The organism is Streptomyces sp. NPDC047453 (assembly GCF_040643155.1).
GTDB lineage: Bacteria > Actinomycetota > Actinomycetes > Streptomycetales > Streptomycetaceae > Streptomyces.
The window spans coordinates 1-17,364 of the sequence record NZ_JBEYTS010000011.1; the positions used below are offsets into that span (position 1 = coordinate 1).

23 protein-coding genes are annotated in these 17,364 nt (G+C 69.0%); 4 read left to right on the plus strand and 19 right to left on the minus strand.

The genetic code is table 11. The features are described from left to right. Positions 1-488 (plus strand): hypothetical protein (locus tag ABZ818_RS12775; RefSeq protein WP_361413243.1); only part of this gene is annotated, 488 nt, incomplete at its 5' end. Between the two features lie 244 nt (positions 489-732). Here the strand turns inward: ABZ818_RS12775 and ABZ818_RS12780 are convergent. Further along, positions 733-996 (minus strand): hypothetical protein, encoded by a 264-nt coding sequence (locus ABZ818_RS12780; protein ID WP_361413245.1) that lies wholly within the window; start codon positions 994-996, stop codon positions 733-735. 111 nt (positions 997-1,107) lie between these two features. On the opposite strand from ABZ818_RS12780, the gene ABZ818_RS12785 reads away from it, so the two are divergent. After that, positions 1,108-1,230: a hypothetical protein gene (locus ABZ818_RS12785; RefSeq protein ID WP_361413246.1), complete on the plus strand. Its 123-nt coding sequence runs from the start codon at positions 1,108-1,110 to the stop codon at positions 1,228-1,230. A 239-nt stretch (positions 1,231-1,469) separates the two neighbouring features. On the opposite strand, the gene ABZ818_RS12790 is transcribed toward ABZ818_RS12785, so the two are convergent. From ABZ818_RS12790 to ABZ818_RS12810, 5 genes are all read right to left on the minus strand, one after another. Then, entirely contained in the window at positions 1,470-1,772 is a 303-nt protein-coding gene (locus ABZ818_RS12790; protein ID WP_361413248.1) for a hypothetical protein, read from the minus strand. Then, a complete protein-coding gene (locus tag ABZ818_RS12795) occupies positions 1,769-2,500 on the minus strand; it encodes a GntR family transcriptional regulator (RefSeq protein WP_361413249.1) in 732 nt (243 codons plus the stop codon). The genes ABZ818_RS12790 and ABZ818_RS12795 overlap by 4 nt, the downstream gene beginning before the upstream one ends. A 7-nt stretch (positions 2,501-2,507) precedes the next feature. Further along, on the minus strand, positions 2,508-2,732 hold the full coding sequence (locus tag ABZ818_RS12800; protein WP_361413250.1) for a hypothetical protein: 225 nt from the start codon (positions 2,730-2,732) through the stop codon (positions 2,508-2,510). 199 nt (positions 2,733-2,931) lie between these two features. Next, positions 2,932-3,234 carry a hypothetical protein gene (locus ABZ818_RS12805; protein ID WP_361413252.1) on the minus strand — a complete coding sequence of 101 codons (303 nt, stop codon included), beginning with the start codon at positions 3,232-3,234 and terminating at the stop codon, positions 2,932-2,934. 12 nt (positions 3,235-3,246) lie between these two features. Beyond that, a complete protein-coding gene (locus tag ABZ818_RS12810; RefSeq protein ID WP_361413253.1) occupies positions 3,247-3,525 on the minus strand; it encodes a hypothetical protein in 279 nt (92 codons plus the stop codon). 78 nt (positions 3,526-3,603) lie between these two features. On the opposite strand from ABZ818_RS12810, the gene ABZ818_RS12815 reads away from it, so the two are divergent. Together ABZ818_RS12815 and ABZ818_RS12820 are read left to right on the plus strand one after the other, a co-directional pair. Further along, positions 3,604-4,359 (plus strand): GntR family transcriptional regulator, encoded by a 756-nt coding sequence (locus ABZ818_RS12815; protein ID WP_361413255.1) that lies wholly within the window; start codon positions 3,604-3,606, stop codon positions 4,357-4,359. A 76-nt stretch (positions 4,360-4,435) separates the two neighbouring features. After that, positions 4,436-4,684 carry a hypothetical protein gene (locus tag ABZ818_RS12820; RefSeq protein ID WP_361413257.1) on the plus strand — a complete coding sequence of 83 codons (249 nt, stop codon included), beginning with the start codon at positions 4,436-4,438 and terminating at the stop codon, positions 4,682-4,684. A 105-nt stretch (positions 4,685-4,789) separates the two neighbouring features. Here the strand turns inward: ABZ818_RS12820 and ABZ818_RS12825 are convergent, their stop codons facing one another. From ABZ818_RS12825 to ABZ818_RS12885, 13 genes are all read right to left on the minus strand, one after another. Beyond that, a complete protein-coding gene (locus tag ABZ818_RS12825) occupies positions 4,790-5,329 on the minus strand; it encodes an HAD domain-containing protein (RefSeq protein WP_361413259.1) in 540 nt (179 codons plus the stop codon). Between the two features lie 294 nt (positions 5,330-5,623). Then, a complete protein-coding gene (locus ABZ818_RS12830; RefSeq protein WP_361413261.1) occupies positions 5,624-7,021 on the minus strand; it encodes a HAMP domain-containing sensor histidine kinase in 1,398 nt (465 codons plus the stop codon). Beyond that, entirely contained in the window at positions 7,018-7,689 is a 672-nt protein-coding gene (locus tag ABZ818_RS12835) for a response regulator transcription factor (RefSeq protein WP_361413263.1), read from the minus strand. The genes ABZ818_RS12830 and ABZ818_RS12835 overlap by 4 nt, the downstream gene beginning before the upstream one ends. Before the next feature lie 268 nt (positions 7,690-7,957). Beyond that, entirely contained in the window at positions 7,958-8,419 is a 462-nt protein-coding gene (locus tag ABZ818_RS12840; RefSeq protein WP_361413265.1) for a hypothetical protein, read from the minus strand. Between the two features lie 3 nt (positions 8,420-8,422). Beyond that, entirely contained in the window at positions 8,423-9,313 is an 891-nt protein-coding gene (locus ABZ818_RS12845; RefSeq protein WP_361413267.1) for an ABC transporter permease, read from the minus strand. Next, positions 9,310-10,272, minus strand: a complete 963-nt coding sequence (locus ABZ818_RS12850) for an ABC transporter ATP-binding protein (RefSeq protein ID WP_361413268.1) — start codon at positions 10,270-10,272, stop codon at positions 9,310-9,312. The genes ABZ818_RS12845 and ABZ818_RS12850 overlap by 4 nt, the downstream gene beginning before the upstream one ends. 335 nt (positions 10,273-10,607) lie before the next feature. Continuing rightward, on the minus strand, positions 10,608-10,835 hold the full coding sequence (locus tag ABZ818_RS12855) for a helix-turn-helix transcriptional regulator (RefSeq protein ID WP_361413270.1): 228 nt from the start codon (positions 10,833-10,835) through the stop codon (positions 10,608-10,610). After that, positions 10,835-11,470 (minus strand): DUF2975 domain-containing protein, encoded by a 636-nt coding sequence (locus tag ABZ818_RS12860; RefSeq protein WP_361413272.1) that lies wholly within the window; start codon positions 11,468-11,470, stop codon positions 10,835-10,837. Before ABZ818_RS12860 ends, ABZ818_RS12855 begins: the two co-directional genes overlap by 1 nt. A 458-nt stretch (positions 11,471-11,928) precedes the next feature. After that, entirely contained in the window at positions 11,929-12,486 is a 558-nt protein-coding gene (locus tag ABZ818_RS12865; protein ID WP_361413274.1) for a hypothetical protein, read from the minus strand. A 161-nt stretch (positions 12,487-12,647) separates the two neighbouring features. Next, positions 12,648-12,770: a hypothetical protein gene (locus tag ABZ818_RS12870; protein WP_361413276.1), complete on the minus strand. Its 123-nt coding sequence runs from the start codon at positions 12,768-12,770 to the stop codon at positions 12,648-12,650. A 32-nt stretch (positions 12,771-12,802) separates the two neighbouring features. Then, entirely contained in the window at positions 12,803-13,345 is a 543-nt protein-coding gene (locus ABZ818_RS12875; RefSeq protein WP_361413278.1) for an alkaline phosphatase, read from the minus strand. A gap of 391 nt (positions 13,346-13,736) precedes the next feature. Continuing rightward, positions 13,737-15,038, minus strand: coding sequence for a diaminopimelate decarboxylase (locus ABZ818_RS12880; protein WP_361413280.1), 1,302 nt, complete (start codon positions 15,036-15,038; stop codon positions 13,737-13,739). 212 nt (positions 15,039-15,250) lie between these two features. Next, positions 15,251-16,891, minus strand: coding sequence for a helix-turn-helix domain-containing protein (locus ABZ818_RS12885; RefSeq protein WP_361413281.1), 1,641 nt, complete (start codon positions 16,889-16,891; stop codon positions 15,251-15,253). Positions 16,892-17,364: the final 473 nt, after the last annotated feature.

The window sequence follows — 17,364 nt, forward strand, 5'->3', positions numbered from 1 at the left end:
TGGACCGGTTGCAACACAGCGCTTGGCAGTACGTGGCGGAGGTACTCCCAACCGAGGAGCTCCCGATGCTGGCTGCTCATGCGCTCGTCGACGGGTGCGATTCCCCTGCCCTGCGCGAACTGGCTGGCCTGCCGCGCAGGAGCGACGAGACCGAGATCCGTGAACTGTACGTCCAAGCCCTACACGAACTCGGGATACCCATTCCCGACGAAGAGGCAGCCGGCCGATACCTCCTCGTGAGCCTCGCGTTCGGTCTCACAAAAGGCGAGTTGAGCCCCAAGGACGTGGCCGACCGGTTGTCAATGACGGCCGCAGCCCACAACCAGGAGGAGACACGGTTCCTCTCCATCGCAGCGGACTACAGCGAATGGATAGGCCCCGACGAGCTCCTGGGATGGGAGAACGATCTGAGAACCGCGGCCCACTCGTTGACTACCTCCACCGACCTCGGCCCCAGCATCGGCGTGCCGGGTCCGCGGCGCGACTGACACCCGCCTGAACGTGCTCCCGTGCCAAACCCGTGCCAGATAGTGCGGGGAACCACGGGGAACAGCGGTCACCCACCCTGCACACCCTCAGGTCATGATGCCGCTCCGCAGCGGGTCAGCAAGCCTGTCGACCCCGTAGAGCCCGAGCTTCCCAAGCTGAGAGCGCCGACCCGGGGCGCTGATCGTTGAGGTGGGGCCGCCATCCGACTCACGCTTCGGCGTTGAGCGCCTTTCGGGCTGCCTGCTAGAAGACCTTTCCGGGTTCTCGTTTGGCTGCCACCGCTTCCATGTATTTCTCGTCAAACTCGGCGAGGTTGCCGCGACCTGCTACGCGAGCCGCTTCGTGCCAGGCGACTGCCGCCTGGTCCAGCGCGTACATGGCGCGCCGCAGGTCTTCAGCTGCCCCTGCCACAGGGCCAGGACCCGCGACTGCAACGGCGGCTACCGCCGCGCTGAACGGCGCCCATGCCGCATGCGCCTCCGCGGCTTCCGCCTCCCACTGCTCCATCGTGGTGCCATTTGTGCGGAGCCGAACCGCAACCCTCCACCAGCGGGCCGATACCTGCTTCGACGCACTGAGGCATGCGCTGTATGCCTCACGACGCACCTCCTCCAACCGGTGCTGCTGGTCTATTCGCTGCTGGCGTTCCTGCTGTCGAGCTTGACCAACGAGTGTGAGCCAACCGCCCCCGGCACCACCCAGCATGCCGATGGCCGCACCAACCACTGCCGCTGTCCCTGAGTCCATGTGACGGAGATACCCGCCCGACAGTCCGATCCACTCTGTCCTCACGAAGCCCGCCGCTGCGCTGCGCTGACGGTGGGGCAAGGGCGCCTCTCTGTGTTGGTGAGCGCGTGGCGTATCGATCGGGGCCGACGAGACGCGACGGGGAGAGGAGCCCGGGTGGGTGACCGGGCTTCTCTCCCCGTGGAGGTGGAACGGAAGGTCGTCGTCGGCAGGCGTTGCTTGTGGCCGCTGCTTCAGAAACTGTGAGGTTCGCTTACGGCCAGTAGGTGGCCGCGACTGGTCGCGACGCGGAGCACGTCCCGCAAAGCCCTGGTCAGTTCCTCGGTCAGCCGTCGCAGGTCCTCCGGGCCCGCGTCCTGGTGGTCGAGGGTTTCCGAGGCCTGTTCCAGCAGTTCGGCCGCCGTGCCGAGTTGGACCGCTTCGATGTTGTCTGCCAGGCGGGACATGTAGCCGTCCCTGTTGTCGGTGCTCAGGTAGCAGGGTTGGCCCTCCGGTCCCGCCCACGGGAGGAGGCGCAGTTCGTTCGGTGCCGTCATCCTTGCGTCTGCCTCTCATCGGTCACGTGGTGGGTGGTGAAGTTCGCGTCGACGTGATCCCCGGGGAACACCAAGAGCGCGGCCTCGACGACTCGCCCGGTGGAGTCGGTCGCAATGCGTGTGATCGCGAGGACTGCCGCTGCGGTGCTGGTCCGGAGGGTTGTAGCTTCGTCCGGTGTCGGTGGGCGAGCGCAGACCGTCTCCCGGACAGTGGCCGGCGGCGGGCCGAGGACGGCGAATCTCGTTGCCGCCTCCCGGTACGACGGTTCGTCGTCGAGCACTCCGGCCGGTGCCAGGTCGCGTGGGATGTAGATGCGGGCCAGGCCGTGCGGTGACTCTCCCTCGTGGCTGACGCAGAAGAACTCGGCGAGAAGGCTGCCCGTGGGCACCTTCAGCAAGGTCGTCAGATGCCCGTCTGCCTGAACCGTGGTGCTGCGAACGGTGACGCGCAGAGCCGCATCAGCGGCGGTCCACGGGTCCAACGTCCCCCATCCGCCGACGTACATGATCTTGCGGAGTGGGCGACGGGCGAAGTTCCCCTTGCCGTGGATCTTCTCGACGAGGCCTTCCCCCTGGAGGACCGCGAGGGCACTCCGCAGTGTCACCGTGCTGACCTTGTACCGGTCGGCCAGACCGGCCTCGGACGGCAGGCGTTCGCCGGGCTTGATGCGGCCGGTCGTGATCTGATGGCGGAGATCGTCGGCGATGTCATGATGGCGAGAAGACACGGACCGATCACCGCCTTCTCAGCGGCCGCGCTGCGACGAGCCGCGTTCGCGTGTGTATGGTCAGCAGCTCGCCCGACTCGAAAAGAATTTGCTTGGCGCCTTGAGGGAGTTGGAAGAGGTCCCTCACCCGGCAGGCCTGGCCGCCGAGTTGATGGATGTCGCCGCGCTGCACCGTGGTCGCGGTGATCTCAATGTTGGAAACCAGCACGCCGCCGAGCGCCCGTTCGCTCACCGCTTCACCTCCGCAGGCGTAGACCGGTCGGACGTCGAGTGGCACGGGCAGTCGCACGCCTCATAGATCACCGGGAGGTTGACCGGCGCCGAGGCCGGAGAGGACTCGGCGCACGCGAGGTGAGTGCCGATCCGGCATGCGGTCGATCGGTAGGGGACGGCCGAGGCGTCCGTGATGTAAGGCCGTTGGCGAGAAGGCATCAGCGAGCCCCCGCGAGGGCCGACCATGCTTCGGCCGGCAGATGGGGAGCGACGACCACTGAGCGCGTCCGCACGCGCTTCTCCCAGGCGAGCACGTACGGGCGGACGAGTGCGATGTCCTCGCCCCTGAGCGAGTGCTGGTGGATCGCGCTGTCGGAGGATCGCCCCAGGGCGACGGTCGTCCCGTCAGCGGAGGCAGGAGCGGCCGGTGGCCGGGCGGGCGTTAAGGGGCGGCGGTGCTTGCCCTTGGGGATGTACCGCGCTCTGGTGAGCCAGACGGCACGGCGGATACGGTTGAGCATGCTGCTCAGCTCCTATCGCTGATGGCTCGGTCCCCCGACATCGCCCGTCGTGGGGACCGCTTTGCGTACGACCGCCCAGAGGGTGCGGCCGTTCAAGCTGGTGGCGTGGAGCCCGAACCGATCGGCCTCGGCCACCACTTCCAGGACCTCCCGCCATGACTCTGCGGAGAGCGATTCCGGCACCTCCGCTTCGACCGACGTGTATCGGGGGTGTTCCTCCACTCGCGTGAGAAGCCCGAGGGCGTACAGCCGGGCGGCAAGGGCCGCCGCGCTCAATCCCGAAGCGGGCACAGGGCAGCCTCCGTCACCGGCGATCACTTTGAGTGAAGCTAGTTAACTAGATTAGGGCTAGTGGACTAGATTTTCCATATGCCTGAGCAGCCGCCCTATCTCCGCATCGCCGACGAACTCCGGCGGCGGGTCGCGGAGCACGAGTGGGAACCGGGAGACCGCCTGCCCTCCCGCGCCCAGATCGGCCAGGAGTGCGGCGTGGGCGAGAACGTGGTCCGCCGGGCACAGGAGTTGCTGATCTCCCAGGGCGTACTGGAGGGCCGCGCCGGTTCGGGCACGTATGTCGCCGAGCCTCGGCAGCGGGTGCGGGTGGTTCGTTCGTCGGCGCGGGAGCGGCCGGACGGGTCGCCGTTCCGGGCGGACATGAAGGCCTTGGGTAGGCAAGGGGATTGGGAGAGCCGGACCGACGCCAAGGTGCCGGCACCGGCAGAGATCGCGGCGCGACTGGGCATCGCCGAGGGTGAGATGTGCGTCCGGACGACGTACGAGTTCCTGGCTGACGGCAGGCCGGTGCAGTTGTCGACGAGCTGGGAGCCGTACGACCTCACCGCCGGCAGTCTCGTCGTCCTCCCCGAGGGAGGGCCGCACGCCGGGTCGGGTGTCGTGAACCGGATGGCCGCGATTGGGGTCACCGTCAGCCATGCCGTGGAGCAGCCGGAGCCCAGGCAGGCGACCGCCGAGGAGGCGTCGCTACTCGGCATCCAGAAGGCCGCGCTCGTCACGCACATCCGGCGGACGTACTACAGCGACCAGGGACAGCCTGTGGAGACGGCGGACATCGTGGTGCCCGCGGCTCACTGCGAGATCGTCTACGAGATCCCGATCAACCGTTAGCGGGACCGCTCCGCGTTAATGTCCCGAGGCGGTACTCACCCGGCTCATAGCTGGCTTGCCAAGTAGGGTCCCGGGCGTGACTACTTCTTCTGAGCACGTCGACAGCAGAGAAGACCTGGCAGCCTTCGTTCGCTCCCTGCGTCGCAGCTACGCCGAGGACGGAAGCTCATGGGAGAACGCGGACCTCGACAGCTTCCTGGAGGCCTTGGCGGCATGGATCGACGCCGCGCACGGCTTGTACAGCAACACCGGCCGCGAGTTGCCGCCCCGCGGTGACTGGAGGTTCTTCGCGCGAGCTCTGGGAGCGGCAACCATCTACGAGTAGTACGGGCCGTGTCGAGTGCGTGTCGAAGTCGGATGACAGGCCGTCAACGCGGCGGGTGACTGCCCAGGTCAGAGACCGATTACGGGCACACACGCAAAGCGCCTTCTAAGCGCCGGGGCGCATGACTCGCCCAGGCGTCACGGCGCGGAGCCAGTCGGCGAGCGGGGCGAAGTCCGGGTCCGAGAGCCCTTTGGTCGGGTCGACGCGGTGGAGAAGCGACGGCCCGAGATGTTGGGCATCGACCCAGAGGCGGTCCATAGCGCTGATCTCGTCGTCGACCCAGATGAACGGCCGGCGGTTGGCCCACTCGACGAGGTGGCGGGTCTTCCAGTGCAGGCCGCGCGGGCTGTCGTGGGCGCACGCGTCCGGCCAATCCACGATGGGCAGACTTGGCAGTCCAAGGCGTGGGGCGACAGCCTCGTTCGCATCCTCCATCCATGTCGAGGCCCACACGAGCTGGCAGCCCAGGGCCATGAGACGGGGACCAATCCCGGGGTCAAGCCGCTCAAGCAGTGGATTCCCTTGAGCGCGGGATGTCGGGGAGCCGGAGGTCACGGCTTGCAGCTGACCGGACGACGACCCGAAAGGGATCAGTGGACCATCAACGTCGAGGAAGAGGATCGGGCGCTCCGCTGCGCTTGTCACGGCAGCACCATAGCCCGACGTGACGGCGGAGTGACGCTGTCTGCCTGGGCCGTCTCTGGGCCGTCCGAGGGCCCCCGAGGCCGACCAACGGCGACCGACAGTGACAGGCGAGCCACCGCCGCCGCGAGGGAAACCCCAGGTCACAGCCCCCCGGCCGTACGCGTTTCCTCCCAGGGGTGGCGGTACGGCAAGATGGGGTGTTTCTTTCCTGGACTGCGGCGACTTAGTGACTGGCGCGCTGAGCGAGAGCGGGCCGGTGCGTCGGTGTCTTACGGCGCCCGTGGGACCGCGGGGTCAGCAGGGGATGTCGAGGATGACCTTCGCACCATGGGGGGTGTTGGCTGCGCGGACAGTGCCGCTGTGGGATGCGGCGACGGCGGCCACCAGGGCCAGGCCCAGGCCGGAGCCGGGGCTGGTGCGGCTGGTCTCGGCGCGGGCGAATCGGTCGAATGCCGTGGGAAGGAACTCCGTTGGGAAGCCCGGGCCCTGGTCTGTCACGGACAGCTGCAGCCGGCTCGCGGTCGCCTTGGCCTGGATCCGCACGTCGCCGTTGCCGTGGCGCAGGGCGTTGTCGATGAGGTTGGCGATGGCGGGCTCCACCCAGCGAGGGTCCACCTGGACCACCGCCGGGGCTGCGGCGACGATGAGGGCGCGGCCGTCGCGGGTGGCGGCCTTGTGGTGGCGGTCGGCCGCAGCGTGCACCAGGTCGACCAGGTCGACGGGGGTGCGGCGGATCTGCTCGCCGCTGCCCAGCTGCTCCAGGTCGAGCAGGGCGTTGGACAGCTCGATCAGGCGGCGCACCTCGGTGTCGACCGCGCGGAGGGTTTCGGTGAGCTCCTCGGCGGTGCGCGGGCGGTGCAGGGCGAGGTCGAGTTCGGCGCGCAGCAGGGTGAGCGGAGTGCGCAATTCGTGGCTGGCGTCGGCGATGAACCGGTGCTCGCGTTCGGCGGATGCCTCCAGCCGGTCCAGCATCCGGTTGAGAGTGTGGCCGAGACGGGTGAGCTCGTCGTCGCGGTCGGCGGCCACTGGTAGGCGGAGTCCGTGGGCGCCGTCGGCGAGGGTGGCTGCGCCGCGGCGGTAGCGCTCGACGGGGCCGAGGGCGGCGCGGGCGGTGCGGTAGCCGACGTAGGAGGCGGCGAGCAGGGTCAGCGCGGAGGCGAGACCCAGTTGTCCGAGCAGTTCGCGCAGGGCCTCGTCGCGATCGTCGCGTGCGACCGCGGCCACGGCGACCACGGTGCGGCCCGACAGCTTCACGCCTATGGCGTTCAAGCGCAGGGGGTCCCGGCTGATCGGCAGGAGCGCGCCCTGGTCGCGCCGTAGGGTGCGGCCCTGGGCGACCGTCTTGAGCTCGGCGGGGGTGAGCAGGGGCCGACCGCGTGTGGCGTCCCCGGCCTGCAACACCCGCCCATGAGTATCCAGTACCTGGTAGGTGCTGCCCGTGGGACCGGCCGGGAGCTGTCCGCCGGTGCGTACGGCTTTGGCCAGGCTGTGCTGATAGGCGGTGAGGTTTTCGTCCAGTTGCCGGTCGAGGGCGTACTGGACGCGCCAGTACACGAGCGCGGCGGCACCGCTGAGGACGACCGTCATGGCCAGCGCGACGGCCAGAACCAGCCGCAGCACAATCGGCATCCGCCGTATTCGGGCGCGCAGGCCGCCGACCGGAGCCAGGGGCGCGCTGCCCGGCAGGGTCATGTGCAGCGCTCCAGGCGGTAGCCCTCACCGCGGAGAGTGGTGATGCTGGCGCGGCCGAAGGCCCGATCGATCTTGGCGCGGACCTTGGAGACATGGACGTCTATCGCGTTGCTGCGCAGGTCGGTCTCGCCATCCCAGACTTCGTCCAGCAGCCGCAGTCGGCTGACCACTTTCCCGGCGTTGCGCATCAGCACGTGCAGGATCGCGAACTCGCGTTGGGAGAGCTCCAGTTCGGTGCTTGCGCGCCAGGCGCGGCGGCGCTCGGGGTCCAGGACCAGGTCGCCGACCTCGAGGCGGCCCTCGCTGTCGGTACGGCGGCGCGAGATCGCCCGCAGCCGGGCGTGCAGCTCCTCCAAGGCGAACGGCTTGACCACGTAGTCGTCGGCGCCCGCGTCCAGACCGGCGACCCGCTCGCTGACGGCGCCACGCGCGGTGAGCAGGATCACCGGCACATCGATGCCCTCGCTGCGCAGGGTCCGGCACACCTCGACACCGTCCATGCCAGGCAGCATCACGTCCAGGACGACCGCGTCCACGCGCGGATCACGGGCGGCCTCCAGCCCTGAGGGACCGTCATGGCAGCCCTCCGCGCTGTGGCCGGACTCCTGCAGATAGCGGACGACCAGTTCGACCAGGCGCGTCTCGTCGTCGACAACCAGGAAGTGCACGCCGGTCAGCGTAGCCGGACAGGCCCGCGGACCAGGCGGCACGGGTACGACGGGCCGGCTCATGGAAACCTGCCGCAACAGAACCCGGCCGGGGCGGTGACGCCCCGGCCGGGAGCCTGCCGGTGCACGCCTGTCACATCACGTAGCGGGCTCGAGCAGAGCCATCCGGACGTACAGGAGTTTGACCGCGGAATCCCGCTGCGGCTGGACCGGCCTATCACGCACTGCCGGCTCTCTGCGAGGCGCGTGCCAGGGCTTTGGCCTGCCGCTACGGGTGGTCCGGGTCGAGGGTGCCGTCGAACTCGAACACGGGGTTGGGGACGTCCTTTCCAGCCTTGCCGGTGATGGTCGCCATGCCGATGATCTTGGAGGGGCCGCTGGCGACGTAGCTGGAGTCGGCGTTGATCTTCATTTCGAACTTCCCGATCTGCACCTGGTGGGTGTGGTCGTGGAAGGTGACCATGCAGATCCAGTCGGTGCCGGAGCCTACGTCGGCGACGTTCGGGCCGCCGCGGTCGCAGTCCGCGGAAGCGTCGATTCCGGCGAGAGTGATGTCGGGGATGCCGAGGATGACGGCCTGCTGGACGTACAGGTTCGCGAACGTCGGGGCCAGTGCCTGCTCCGCGCGGTGCTTGGTGACGTCGGGTGTGCTGAAGGCGGTCGACACGGCCACGGCGGCGGCCGCGGCACCGAGGACCAAGCCGCGAGCGAGGAGTCGGGTGCGGATCATGGGTCAGCCTCCTGTGATGTCGCGGCGGCGCAGCGAGACGTAGGCGCATGCCAGGCAGACGGCGGTCCAGCCGGCGCTGACCGCCAGGCCGAACGTGAGCGGGCCGTAGAAGCGGTGCTCGGTGAGCAGTCCGTGCCACGAATCCAGCGGTGTGGTCAGCAGGAACCGGCGGGTCAGATCGATGCCGCCGAGGGTGCCGATCAGCTGCATGATCAGTGCGAGCGCGACCGGTGCGGCGACCCCCGCGGCCGGGTTGCGCGTCTTGACCGACAACAGGATGCTCAGCGCGGTGAACCCGACTTGCGGTGCCAGGGCGGTTGCCCAGCTGGCGAGGATCAGTGGGAACGCCGTGCCGGAGGGAATGACCTGGCCGCTGAGGCCGGTCAGGGGCTGCGTGCCGATGATCAGCAGACTGGAGACGATGGTGCTCGCTGCGAGTACGACCATCGAGACGAGGGTGAACATGGTCGCGGCGAGGGTTTTGGCCCAGAAGATCTGGCTGCGGGTGACCGACCGGGTCAGGATGGTCTTCCAGGTGCCGTGCTGGTCCTCATTGGCGAAGATGTCGCCGGCGACGAGGGCCGCCAGTATCGGGAAGATCCACTGTGAGCCGAAGGCGAGGATGAACAGCGGCCCTGCGTATCCGCTGGTGTGAATCTGCCGGCCATAAATCGTGTCGGAGGGTGTCTGCTGCTGCCCGTGGAACACAAGCACGATGGCGATCGGTGCGATGAGGCAGACGAGAAGTGCATAGCGGCTGCGGGCCTGTGCGACGAGTTTGGCGATTTCCCAGCGCAGGACGGTCCCGGTGCCGGGGCGCCGGGTGGTGCGCTCGGGTACTGCGGCCGTGGTCGGCCTGGAGGTGAGGGGCGCGCTGGTGGTGGTCGTGGTCATCGCTGCGCTCCGCTGCCGACTGGGACGTCGAGTTGGGGGGTGGGTGCGTTCGGTGGGGGCTCGGTGAGCATGAAGAACAGCGCTTCCAACGGCGTCTCGTCGAGGCTCAGTCCACGCAGGGCGATGCCGGCCCCGACAGTGTCGTTGATCAGGTCGTCGATGTCCCCCTGCGGTCCCCGTACGGCGAGGCCGTTTTCGATGGGGGTGACGTCGAGTCCGCGAGCGCGGGCGAGTGCCTCGGCGGCGGTGTCGTCCGTGGTGGTGATGCGGTGGGCCTGTGCGGGAGCCTGTTCGCGCAGGGCGGCGATCGAGCCGTGGTAGGCGACCGTTCCGGTGCGCATGATGGTGACGTCGTCGCAGATCTGCTCGACTTCACCCATGTCGTGGCTGCTGAGCAGCACGGTCAGGCCGCTGGAGGCAAGGCGTTTGACCAGGGCACGCATGTCGCGGATGCCGGCGGGGTCCAGCCCGTTGGCAGGTTCGTCAAGGACGAGGAGTTTCGGGTCACGCACCAGCGATGCGGCGACGCCCAGGCGCTGGCGCATGCCGAAGGAGTAGCCGCCCACCTTGTGGCGCTGCCGGTCGGTGAGGTCGACGATGTCGAGGACCTCGTCAATACGCTCGGGCGCGACACCGCCGTCGAGTCCGGCGAGGAGTTGCAGGTTTCTCCGGCCGCTGAGGCCGGGGTAGAACTTCGGGCTCTCGATGAAGCCGGCCACACCCTCCAACACTGCGACACCGTGCTTGTCCCATGTACGGCCGAAGACTTCCAGAGTGCCCCTGTCGGGACGGATGAGTCCGAACAGCATCCGCAAGAACGTGGTCTTCCCGGCGCCGTTGGGGCCGAGAAGGCCATAAACCTCGCCTTGGGCGACCTTGATGGAGATCCGGTCAATCGCAGTCAACGTGCCGTAAGTCTTAGTGAGGTTGGCGGCATTGACCGCCAGCACTTCGCTCATGGAGCAGCACCCTAGGGACGGCGCATGAAGCGGTGATGAAGCCTGTGACGGGCGCGCCCCAGAGGCCGGAGGAGAGAGGACCGGACCGTGCCGCCCGCCGTCCCGACGCCCCGTAGTTCGGGGCGAAGAGGTCGCGTGCCACAGCCGTGTCAGATACGAGGGTCACGACGTGCCGCGGGTAGTGCCGGGCAAAGGCGATCCAAGGTATGAGCCCGGCCAACTGGCCCCCGATAGTCCGAGTGCCGCAGGTGGAGGGTAGCCCGGTTGTCTGGACCGGTATGCGGTGTGCGCACCACGAGCGCGGGCCCCGAGCGCGGTAGCTGCTCGCCGACTGCTCAGTGCGGACGGTAACTGAGGAGTTCGCCCGGCTGGCATTCCAGTACCTCGCAGATGCGGCTCAGGGTCGTGAACCGCACGGCCCTTGCCCTGCCGTTCTTGAGGATCGACAAATTCACGTGGGTGACCCCGACCCGATTGGCAAGTTCCGTCAAGGTCATCCCCCGCTCCTCGAGCAGCCGGTCGAGATGCACCTCGATCGCGTGCTCCTGCTTCTCCTCAGACATCAGACTGTCCCATCGAGGTCCTCACGCATGGTGATGCCGACGCGCATGATCCGGGCGAAGGAGAGGACGCCGAGGCCGGTGAAGATCGGCATGAAGGAAACGTCGTCCCCCGACAACACTCCGGAGTCACCATCGAACGTCAGTGAGGCAAGGAGAGCCTTCTCGGCCATGGACGTAGCGATCCCGGTGAGCACACTTCCTGCCAGCAGCCACCAACCCAGCCAACGCAGCCGCTCCGCAGTCTGCGTGGTGTAGAGGCCGCCGCCGGCTGCACCTCGGATCAGCCGGAGGGCGAGCAGGAGCGCCCCAACGATGAAGGTGAAGGGAGCCAGCTGGGTTGCGGTGTTGAGCAGGCTCTGGACCGCAGTGGGGGCTTCAGTGCAGTACGCCGGGTGGGCTTCCATGGTGAACCTGGCCCCCGGTGCGGGCCTGAAGGGCGGGATTGGCTGCTCATCGACGCCGATCGTCGTGGTGGCATCCGTGACACAAATGGACTTCTCGCCGATGCCGAGAACAGAGCCGCCATCGGCGAACAGCGCGAGGGCCAGTCCTGTGACCACCAGTGTCGCGACCACCGTCAGGACGGCCACAACCGCCGTCGATATCGGCTCCAGAGGATTGCGGACCTTCGACATGACGACCCCCATATCGATTATCGATGTTATCGAAAAACGATACAGACCGGTACGTGGACTCGGCAACCCCCGTGGTGCTGCACACGTTCGGCGCGTACGAGGTCGTCAAGCCCGGCGGCGACTTCGCGTTGCCGGTCCTCGTCGGAGTGCTGACCCGCTTGCCTTTGGCCCGCTCCGGCTCGGTGACGCGCACGCGGATCACGAGGTTGTCGAGGTCGACGTCACGGCGACGGAGACCGGCGTTCCTTGCTCGCTCCCTTGATCCGGCACGGGTTGCGGGTGATCAGGTCGTCGTCTGTGGGCAGGAAAGCGCGGCGTGATCAGCTGAACCCCTACTCCTGGAGTGGAAGATCCGGGTAGGTGGCCAGAAAGGACCTGCTCAAAGCCACTCCTTGCCCTTCGCCCAGAACGAAACGCAGGGCAAGGAGCTTCGCGGCCCGTCGGCCGTGAAGCCGCCGCTACTCGTTCACCAGTACCGGGATGGAGAGCACGGCGGCGGCGGGGGTGCCCTGGATGCCCTTGGCGGGGATGGTGAAGTCGATTCCCCCGTTCTCGGCCTGCGGGCCGGAGTGCTCCCCGTGGCCGTGGCCCTCCTCGGTGTGCTCGAAGGTGCCGGTGCCCAGCAGGCGGCCCTGGGCGTCGTAGTAGGCGGCACGCAACTCGAGGGCGATGAGGTCGCTGACGTCGGAGGTGACGACCAGGTGTCCGGTGACGGCGGCCGGTCCCTTGGCGAGGGTGAGCTTGGTGATCCGGACCCGGTCGGTGAAGGGCCCATCGGAGATACGGACCTCACCGGGAGTGGCGGCGGGGCTGAGGCTGGCCGCCGGAGCGGGGGCGGAACGGGGCGTGGGCAGGGCGAGTTCGCTGGGCGTGGCCGACGATGCCGTGCTGTGCGGCCGGCTGTCCTGGCCGTTGTCGGAGCAGCCGGTGAGTGCGCCGAGCACGAGGACCCCCACGGCCGTGGCGGAGGCGACGCGAACACGGGTACGACTGCGGGGGCTGGCGGGAAGGGGCATGGGTAGGACTCCTGGTACGCACTCGGGACGGTCGGCGCCGGGCCGACGGCTTCCGCGACCCTGGGCTGCCGACATTGGCCGGTCGGTCTGTGTCGGGAGCGGGTGCGGAAACCGGACGGGGCCGGGAACGCGGTATGCGCTCCCGGCCCCGCTTCACGTGATCAGTGCTGCTGCTTGACCGGCTGCGAGCGGAACAGCGACGTGTACATCTTCCGGTACAGGTCGGTGTTGTCCTGGCTGGCGCCGAAGACGTCGGCGCCGGGGCCGAAGGCGTAGATCGGCACGTCGGCACCGGTGTGGTTGCCCGACAGGTAGGTCAGCCAGAGGCTGGCCTCCGGGGAGCCGTCCTTGACGCCCGCGGGGTCGTCGGCGGTGCGGAAGGTGGCCGGGGCGAGGTTCTTCGCGTCACCCGCGCCGGCACCGTTGACGATGCCGGTGGAGCGGGTCCGGTCCAGCACGTTGCCACCGCGCGCGACGGCGTTGAGTTGTTCGCCGTGTTGCCCGAGTCGACGTTCACCGGAGGCGCGGCCGCCTCGGCGTTGGTGAAGGTGCCACGCTCGATGATGTCGAAGCCGGCGCACTCGTGGTCGGCGGTGACGACGACCAGGGTGTGGCCGTCCTTCTTGTCGAAGTCGACCGCGGCCTTGACGGCGTCGTCGACCGCCTTGACCTCGTCAAGGGTCTGCTCAGCGTCGTTGGCGTGCGAGCGCTTGTCGATCAGCGCGCCCTCGATCTGGAGCAGGCAGCCCTTCTTGGAGGCGCCGTCCAGCAGGGAGATGGACTTCTTGGTCATCTCCGCCAGGGTCGGCTCCTGCTTCTCGGCGGCACCCGCCGGAAGCTTGGCCTTGGCGTTCTCCACGGTCAGGTTGCCGCGGGTGTCGTCAGCGGGTCTGCGCCCACACCACCAGCAGACCCACTACGGCCGTGCCCGTCCCGTAGCACGCGCCCCGGAGGAACTGGTCGGCCGCGATGCGCCGACGTCGTGAGATCCACCGCGCGACATCACACGTCACTCGGCCGCAGCGCACCCCTGTGGCGGACAGCCGTCGTGCGATGGTCCCCCGTCGGCCCGGGGCTGTCGCTTTCTCCGTGGAACACCCTGCCCGGGCGGACCGTACTTTCATGGCGGTTACACCTGCCTTTCCTGGCGTTGTGGTTTTTCTCCGTGCGGCCGGGCGTGCTCGCTCGGGGCACGCCGGCCCAAGTGGTTGCGATCGGCGCACCGTTGGGGGCACGCGGGAGAGCGCGTCTCACCGTCCGGCAAGGGCCGGGGCCGGGTGGACGGCCTGTGCGGGGCGGAGCTGCCGCAAGGTGACCCGGCCGGCGGCGTCGACGCGGGCGCCGTGCACGGCGGGTTCGGGCAGGCTGTTGTAGTGGAAGGGCGTGGAGAAGTAGTAGGCGCCGGTGTCCGGGACGACGACGAGGTCGCCGACGTCGAGGAGGGGCAGCGCACGGTTGCGTGCCAGCAGGTCGCCGGCGAAGCAGCACGGGCCCGCGATGTCCTGTGGCACCGGTCGGCCGTGCTTGGCCCGGCCGCGGGGGTCGTGGGCCTCGATCCGCAGGGGCCATGCGTCGGGGGCGAACACTGTCCGTGTGGCCACCTGTGCGCCGGCGTGGGTGATCGCGATGGGACGTCCGCCGACGGTCTTGGTGTACTCGACGTACGCGGCGATGAACCCGTTCTTGGCCAGCACGGAACGGCCGAACTCGGTGATGATCTCGTACTCGCCCGAGAAGAGGGCCGGTGCGTGCTCGCGCAGGTGGTCCACGTAGGTGTCGAAGCCGGGCGCCGTCTCGTCGCTGTCGAAATTGACCGGCAGCCCTCCCCCGATGTCGATGCCGGTGACCTGCCGGCGGCCGAGGTGGGCGTTGATCTCCTCGGCGAACTCCACCGCCTTCGCGATGCCCCGGGCGATCAGGTCCAGGGGACAGCCCTGCGAGCCGACGTGCGTGTGCACCCAGGTGAGCCAGGGACGGTCCCGGTACGCCTGGAGCAGTCGTCGCCGGTTGTCCTCGTCCTCCAGCGGAATACCGAACTTCGAGGTCGCGGTGGCCGTGCTCATGGCGGTGATCGAGCCGGCGCCGACCTGGGGGTTGATGCGCACGCCCATGCGCGAGTCGGAACGGCGGGTCGCCAGGATCTCGTCCAGCCGCGAGAGTTCCTGGAAGTTGTCCGCGTTCACCGCGACCCCCAGGCTCAGTGCCCGGACCAGTTCGGCCCGTGTCTTGGCGGGGGAGTCGAACACGATGTGTGCGGGTTCGAAGCCCGCCTCCAGCGCCTGGGCGAGTTCGCCGGCACTGGCGACCTCGCAGCCCATGCCGCTCAGGCGCAGTTCCTCGAGTACGGGAACCAGGCAGTTCGCCTTGGCCGCGAACGCGTGCAGGACCCGGAGGGAGTTGGGGAACGCGCTCCGCAGGGACGTGACGGTTTCGTTGACGCCGTCGAGGTCGACGAACCCGGCCAGTACGGCCGTCTCCGGTTCCAAGAGTCCCTGCTGTACGGCTGCCCGCAGAATCCGCTCACGCCGGTCGGCCTTGTCAGAACCACTCATCGTGCACCTTCCCCGAGCCGAGGTCTCACCGCCCACGGCTGCCGTGGGGCGGACCGCCAGACTCTCGTCGCAGCGGTGCGGGTGTCTTCGTCGGGAGTCCCGGTTTTCCGCCGCGCGGATCTCACCGGGGAGCGAAACCGCGGACGTGGCACAGCCGCCATGGTGCTCGGGCACGAAGAAGCGGCCCTTTCTTCGTGGCGGCGCCCGAATGCTCACGCCTCCCGGCCACCGCGCTCGAGAAGGCGCAGTTGCAGTTGGGCGAGGAGCCGGGCGTCCGGACTGCGGAGGTCGAGCCCGGACACCTCGGTGAGCCGGCTGATCCGGTGCCGCAGGCTGTTCGCGTGCACACCCAGCGCCCGGGCGGTGTCCGGCACATGACCGAAGTGGTCGAGGTAGGCCCGCAGGGTCTGCACCATGGTGCCTCCGCCGTGCCCGGCGTCGAACGCCACCAGGCGTGCCACCGGTGTCTCCGGTGCCAGGGCCGGCCCCGTCAGCGTGTCCAGCATCTGGTTCAGGGCGATCGTCTCGGCCACCTCGCTCGCGAAGGCGACGGTGCGGTGCTCTCCCGTCGAGAGCAGGGCTCTCAGCGCCAGGTCCGCCGACCGGCGGGACTCGGGCAGGTCCGCCAGGGTCCTGACCACCGTGCCCAGACCGATTCTCGCTTCCGGCCCGAACGCGTCGGCCACCTGCCGGACCAGTGACTTCCCCAGACGTGCGACCTGTTCGACGGCCCGCTGCCTGTCCTGGTGCAGCGCGCCCACCAGGACCAGGGCCCCCTGGCCCACCGGCACCGCCACCGGCGTGAGGTCGTTCGCGCCGCAGTACACCGCCATCAGGGCGCACAGCCTTCCGGTTTCCTCCCCCTTGCAGGAGGCTCCGGGGCGTACCGCCAGGACGGCGCAGTGCCCGTGCGCCGGAATTCCGGTGCGTTCGGTCAGTAGACCGGCGGATCCCCGTCCGTCGAGCAGCGCACGGGCCGCGTCCTCGACCAGCCGGGCATGCGTGCGGTGCGACCGGTGGTGCAGCAGATGTACCGCGGCCACCCGCGCCGCCGACCGCAGTGTGTCGGAGGCGTGTGGCGGGAGGTCGCCGCCCGCGGCCGCCACCCAGATCGATCCCAGGATCTCTCCGCCTGCCCGGACGGCCACCACCAGACGTTCGGGATTCTCCCCGTGCGCCGGCCGGTGGATGACGTCCCCTGAGCCCCACAACGCCCGGAAGAACCCGGCCTCCTGCATGGCGGCCACGCGCCACTCCGGCACCCGGCGACCGAGGATCGTCAGTCGGCGTAACTCGTCCACGTCCTCCTTCGTGGACGAGTACGCCAGGACCCGGGACTCCACGTCCTCGATCGTCACCGCGCCGCTGACCAGGACCGCCACCGCGTCGGCCAGTCCGTTCAGGTCGCCCGGCGTCACTGCCGGATCGGCGGGGACTCCGGACAGGACCAGACCGGCCCGCAGCGCGCCGATCAACTCGACCCAGTGGCACCACGCCGTCCGGAAGAGCACCGCCGTACCGGCGTCCTCGGCGGCCGCCCGCAGCGCGTCCGGGGGCCGCCCCGACCTGCCCGGCCCGAAGACCAGCGCGGCCGCTCCCGATCCAGCGGCATCGCGCACGACGTCGACGGCGGCGGCCGACTGCGGATCGATGCCCACTGCCAGCAGCAACTGCCCCCGCGGCAGCCCCGACTCCAGCGAGTCCAGCACCGTGATTCCCTCGACCACGCCCCCCAGACCACGTGGAGCCGTGCACAGCTCCAGGGCACCGGCTCCCATGACCGACAGCAGTCTTTCCAGCGTCGGCCCCGCTGCTGCGGCGTCCCCCTGCCCGGCCGTTCCGTTCAGCACCATCCGGCCCCCCTCATGGCGATGCGCTGTGTGACGGTGAGTGTAGGAGGAGTCACACAAATGACGCGAGGCGTGCGCACCAAGCCGGCCACCAGCCCCGCGCCGAGGCCGTCGGCCACGCCCTGCGTGACCGGCTCGAGCCGGAACCGGGAAAGGATCCACTTCAGCGCGGCATCGTTGATCCTCGGCGTACAAAGGGCGGCACAAGCGGGGCCGTTACAAGCTCCCGCCTCTGTGAGACGGCAGGACACACGCCCTCGCGCCCCGCAGAACTCCTATGAGCCCGCCCAACGCGGGACCGCACCACAGGGCAACCAGGACAGGGAGCGGCACACCGATACCCCCGCCGACCACCACGGCCAGCAGCACGCACAGCAGCAGGGCTTGCGAGACCAGATAGGCCGCAGCCTTCTGCCGCACGCTCCAGTTCCACGTGCGCTCAATGAGCCGCCGACGCATGGTTCCCCCCATGGTTC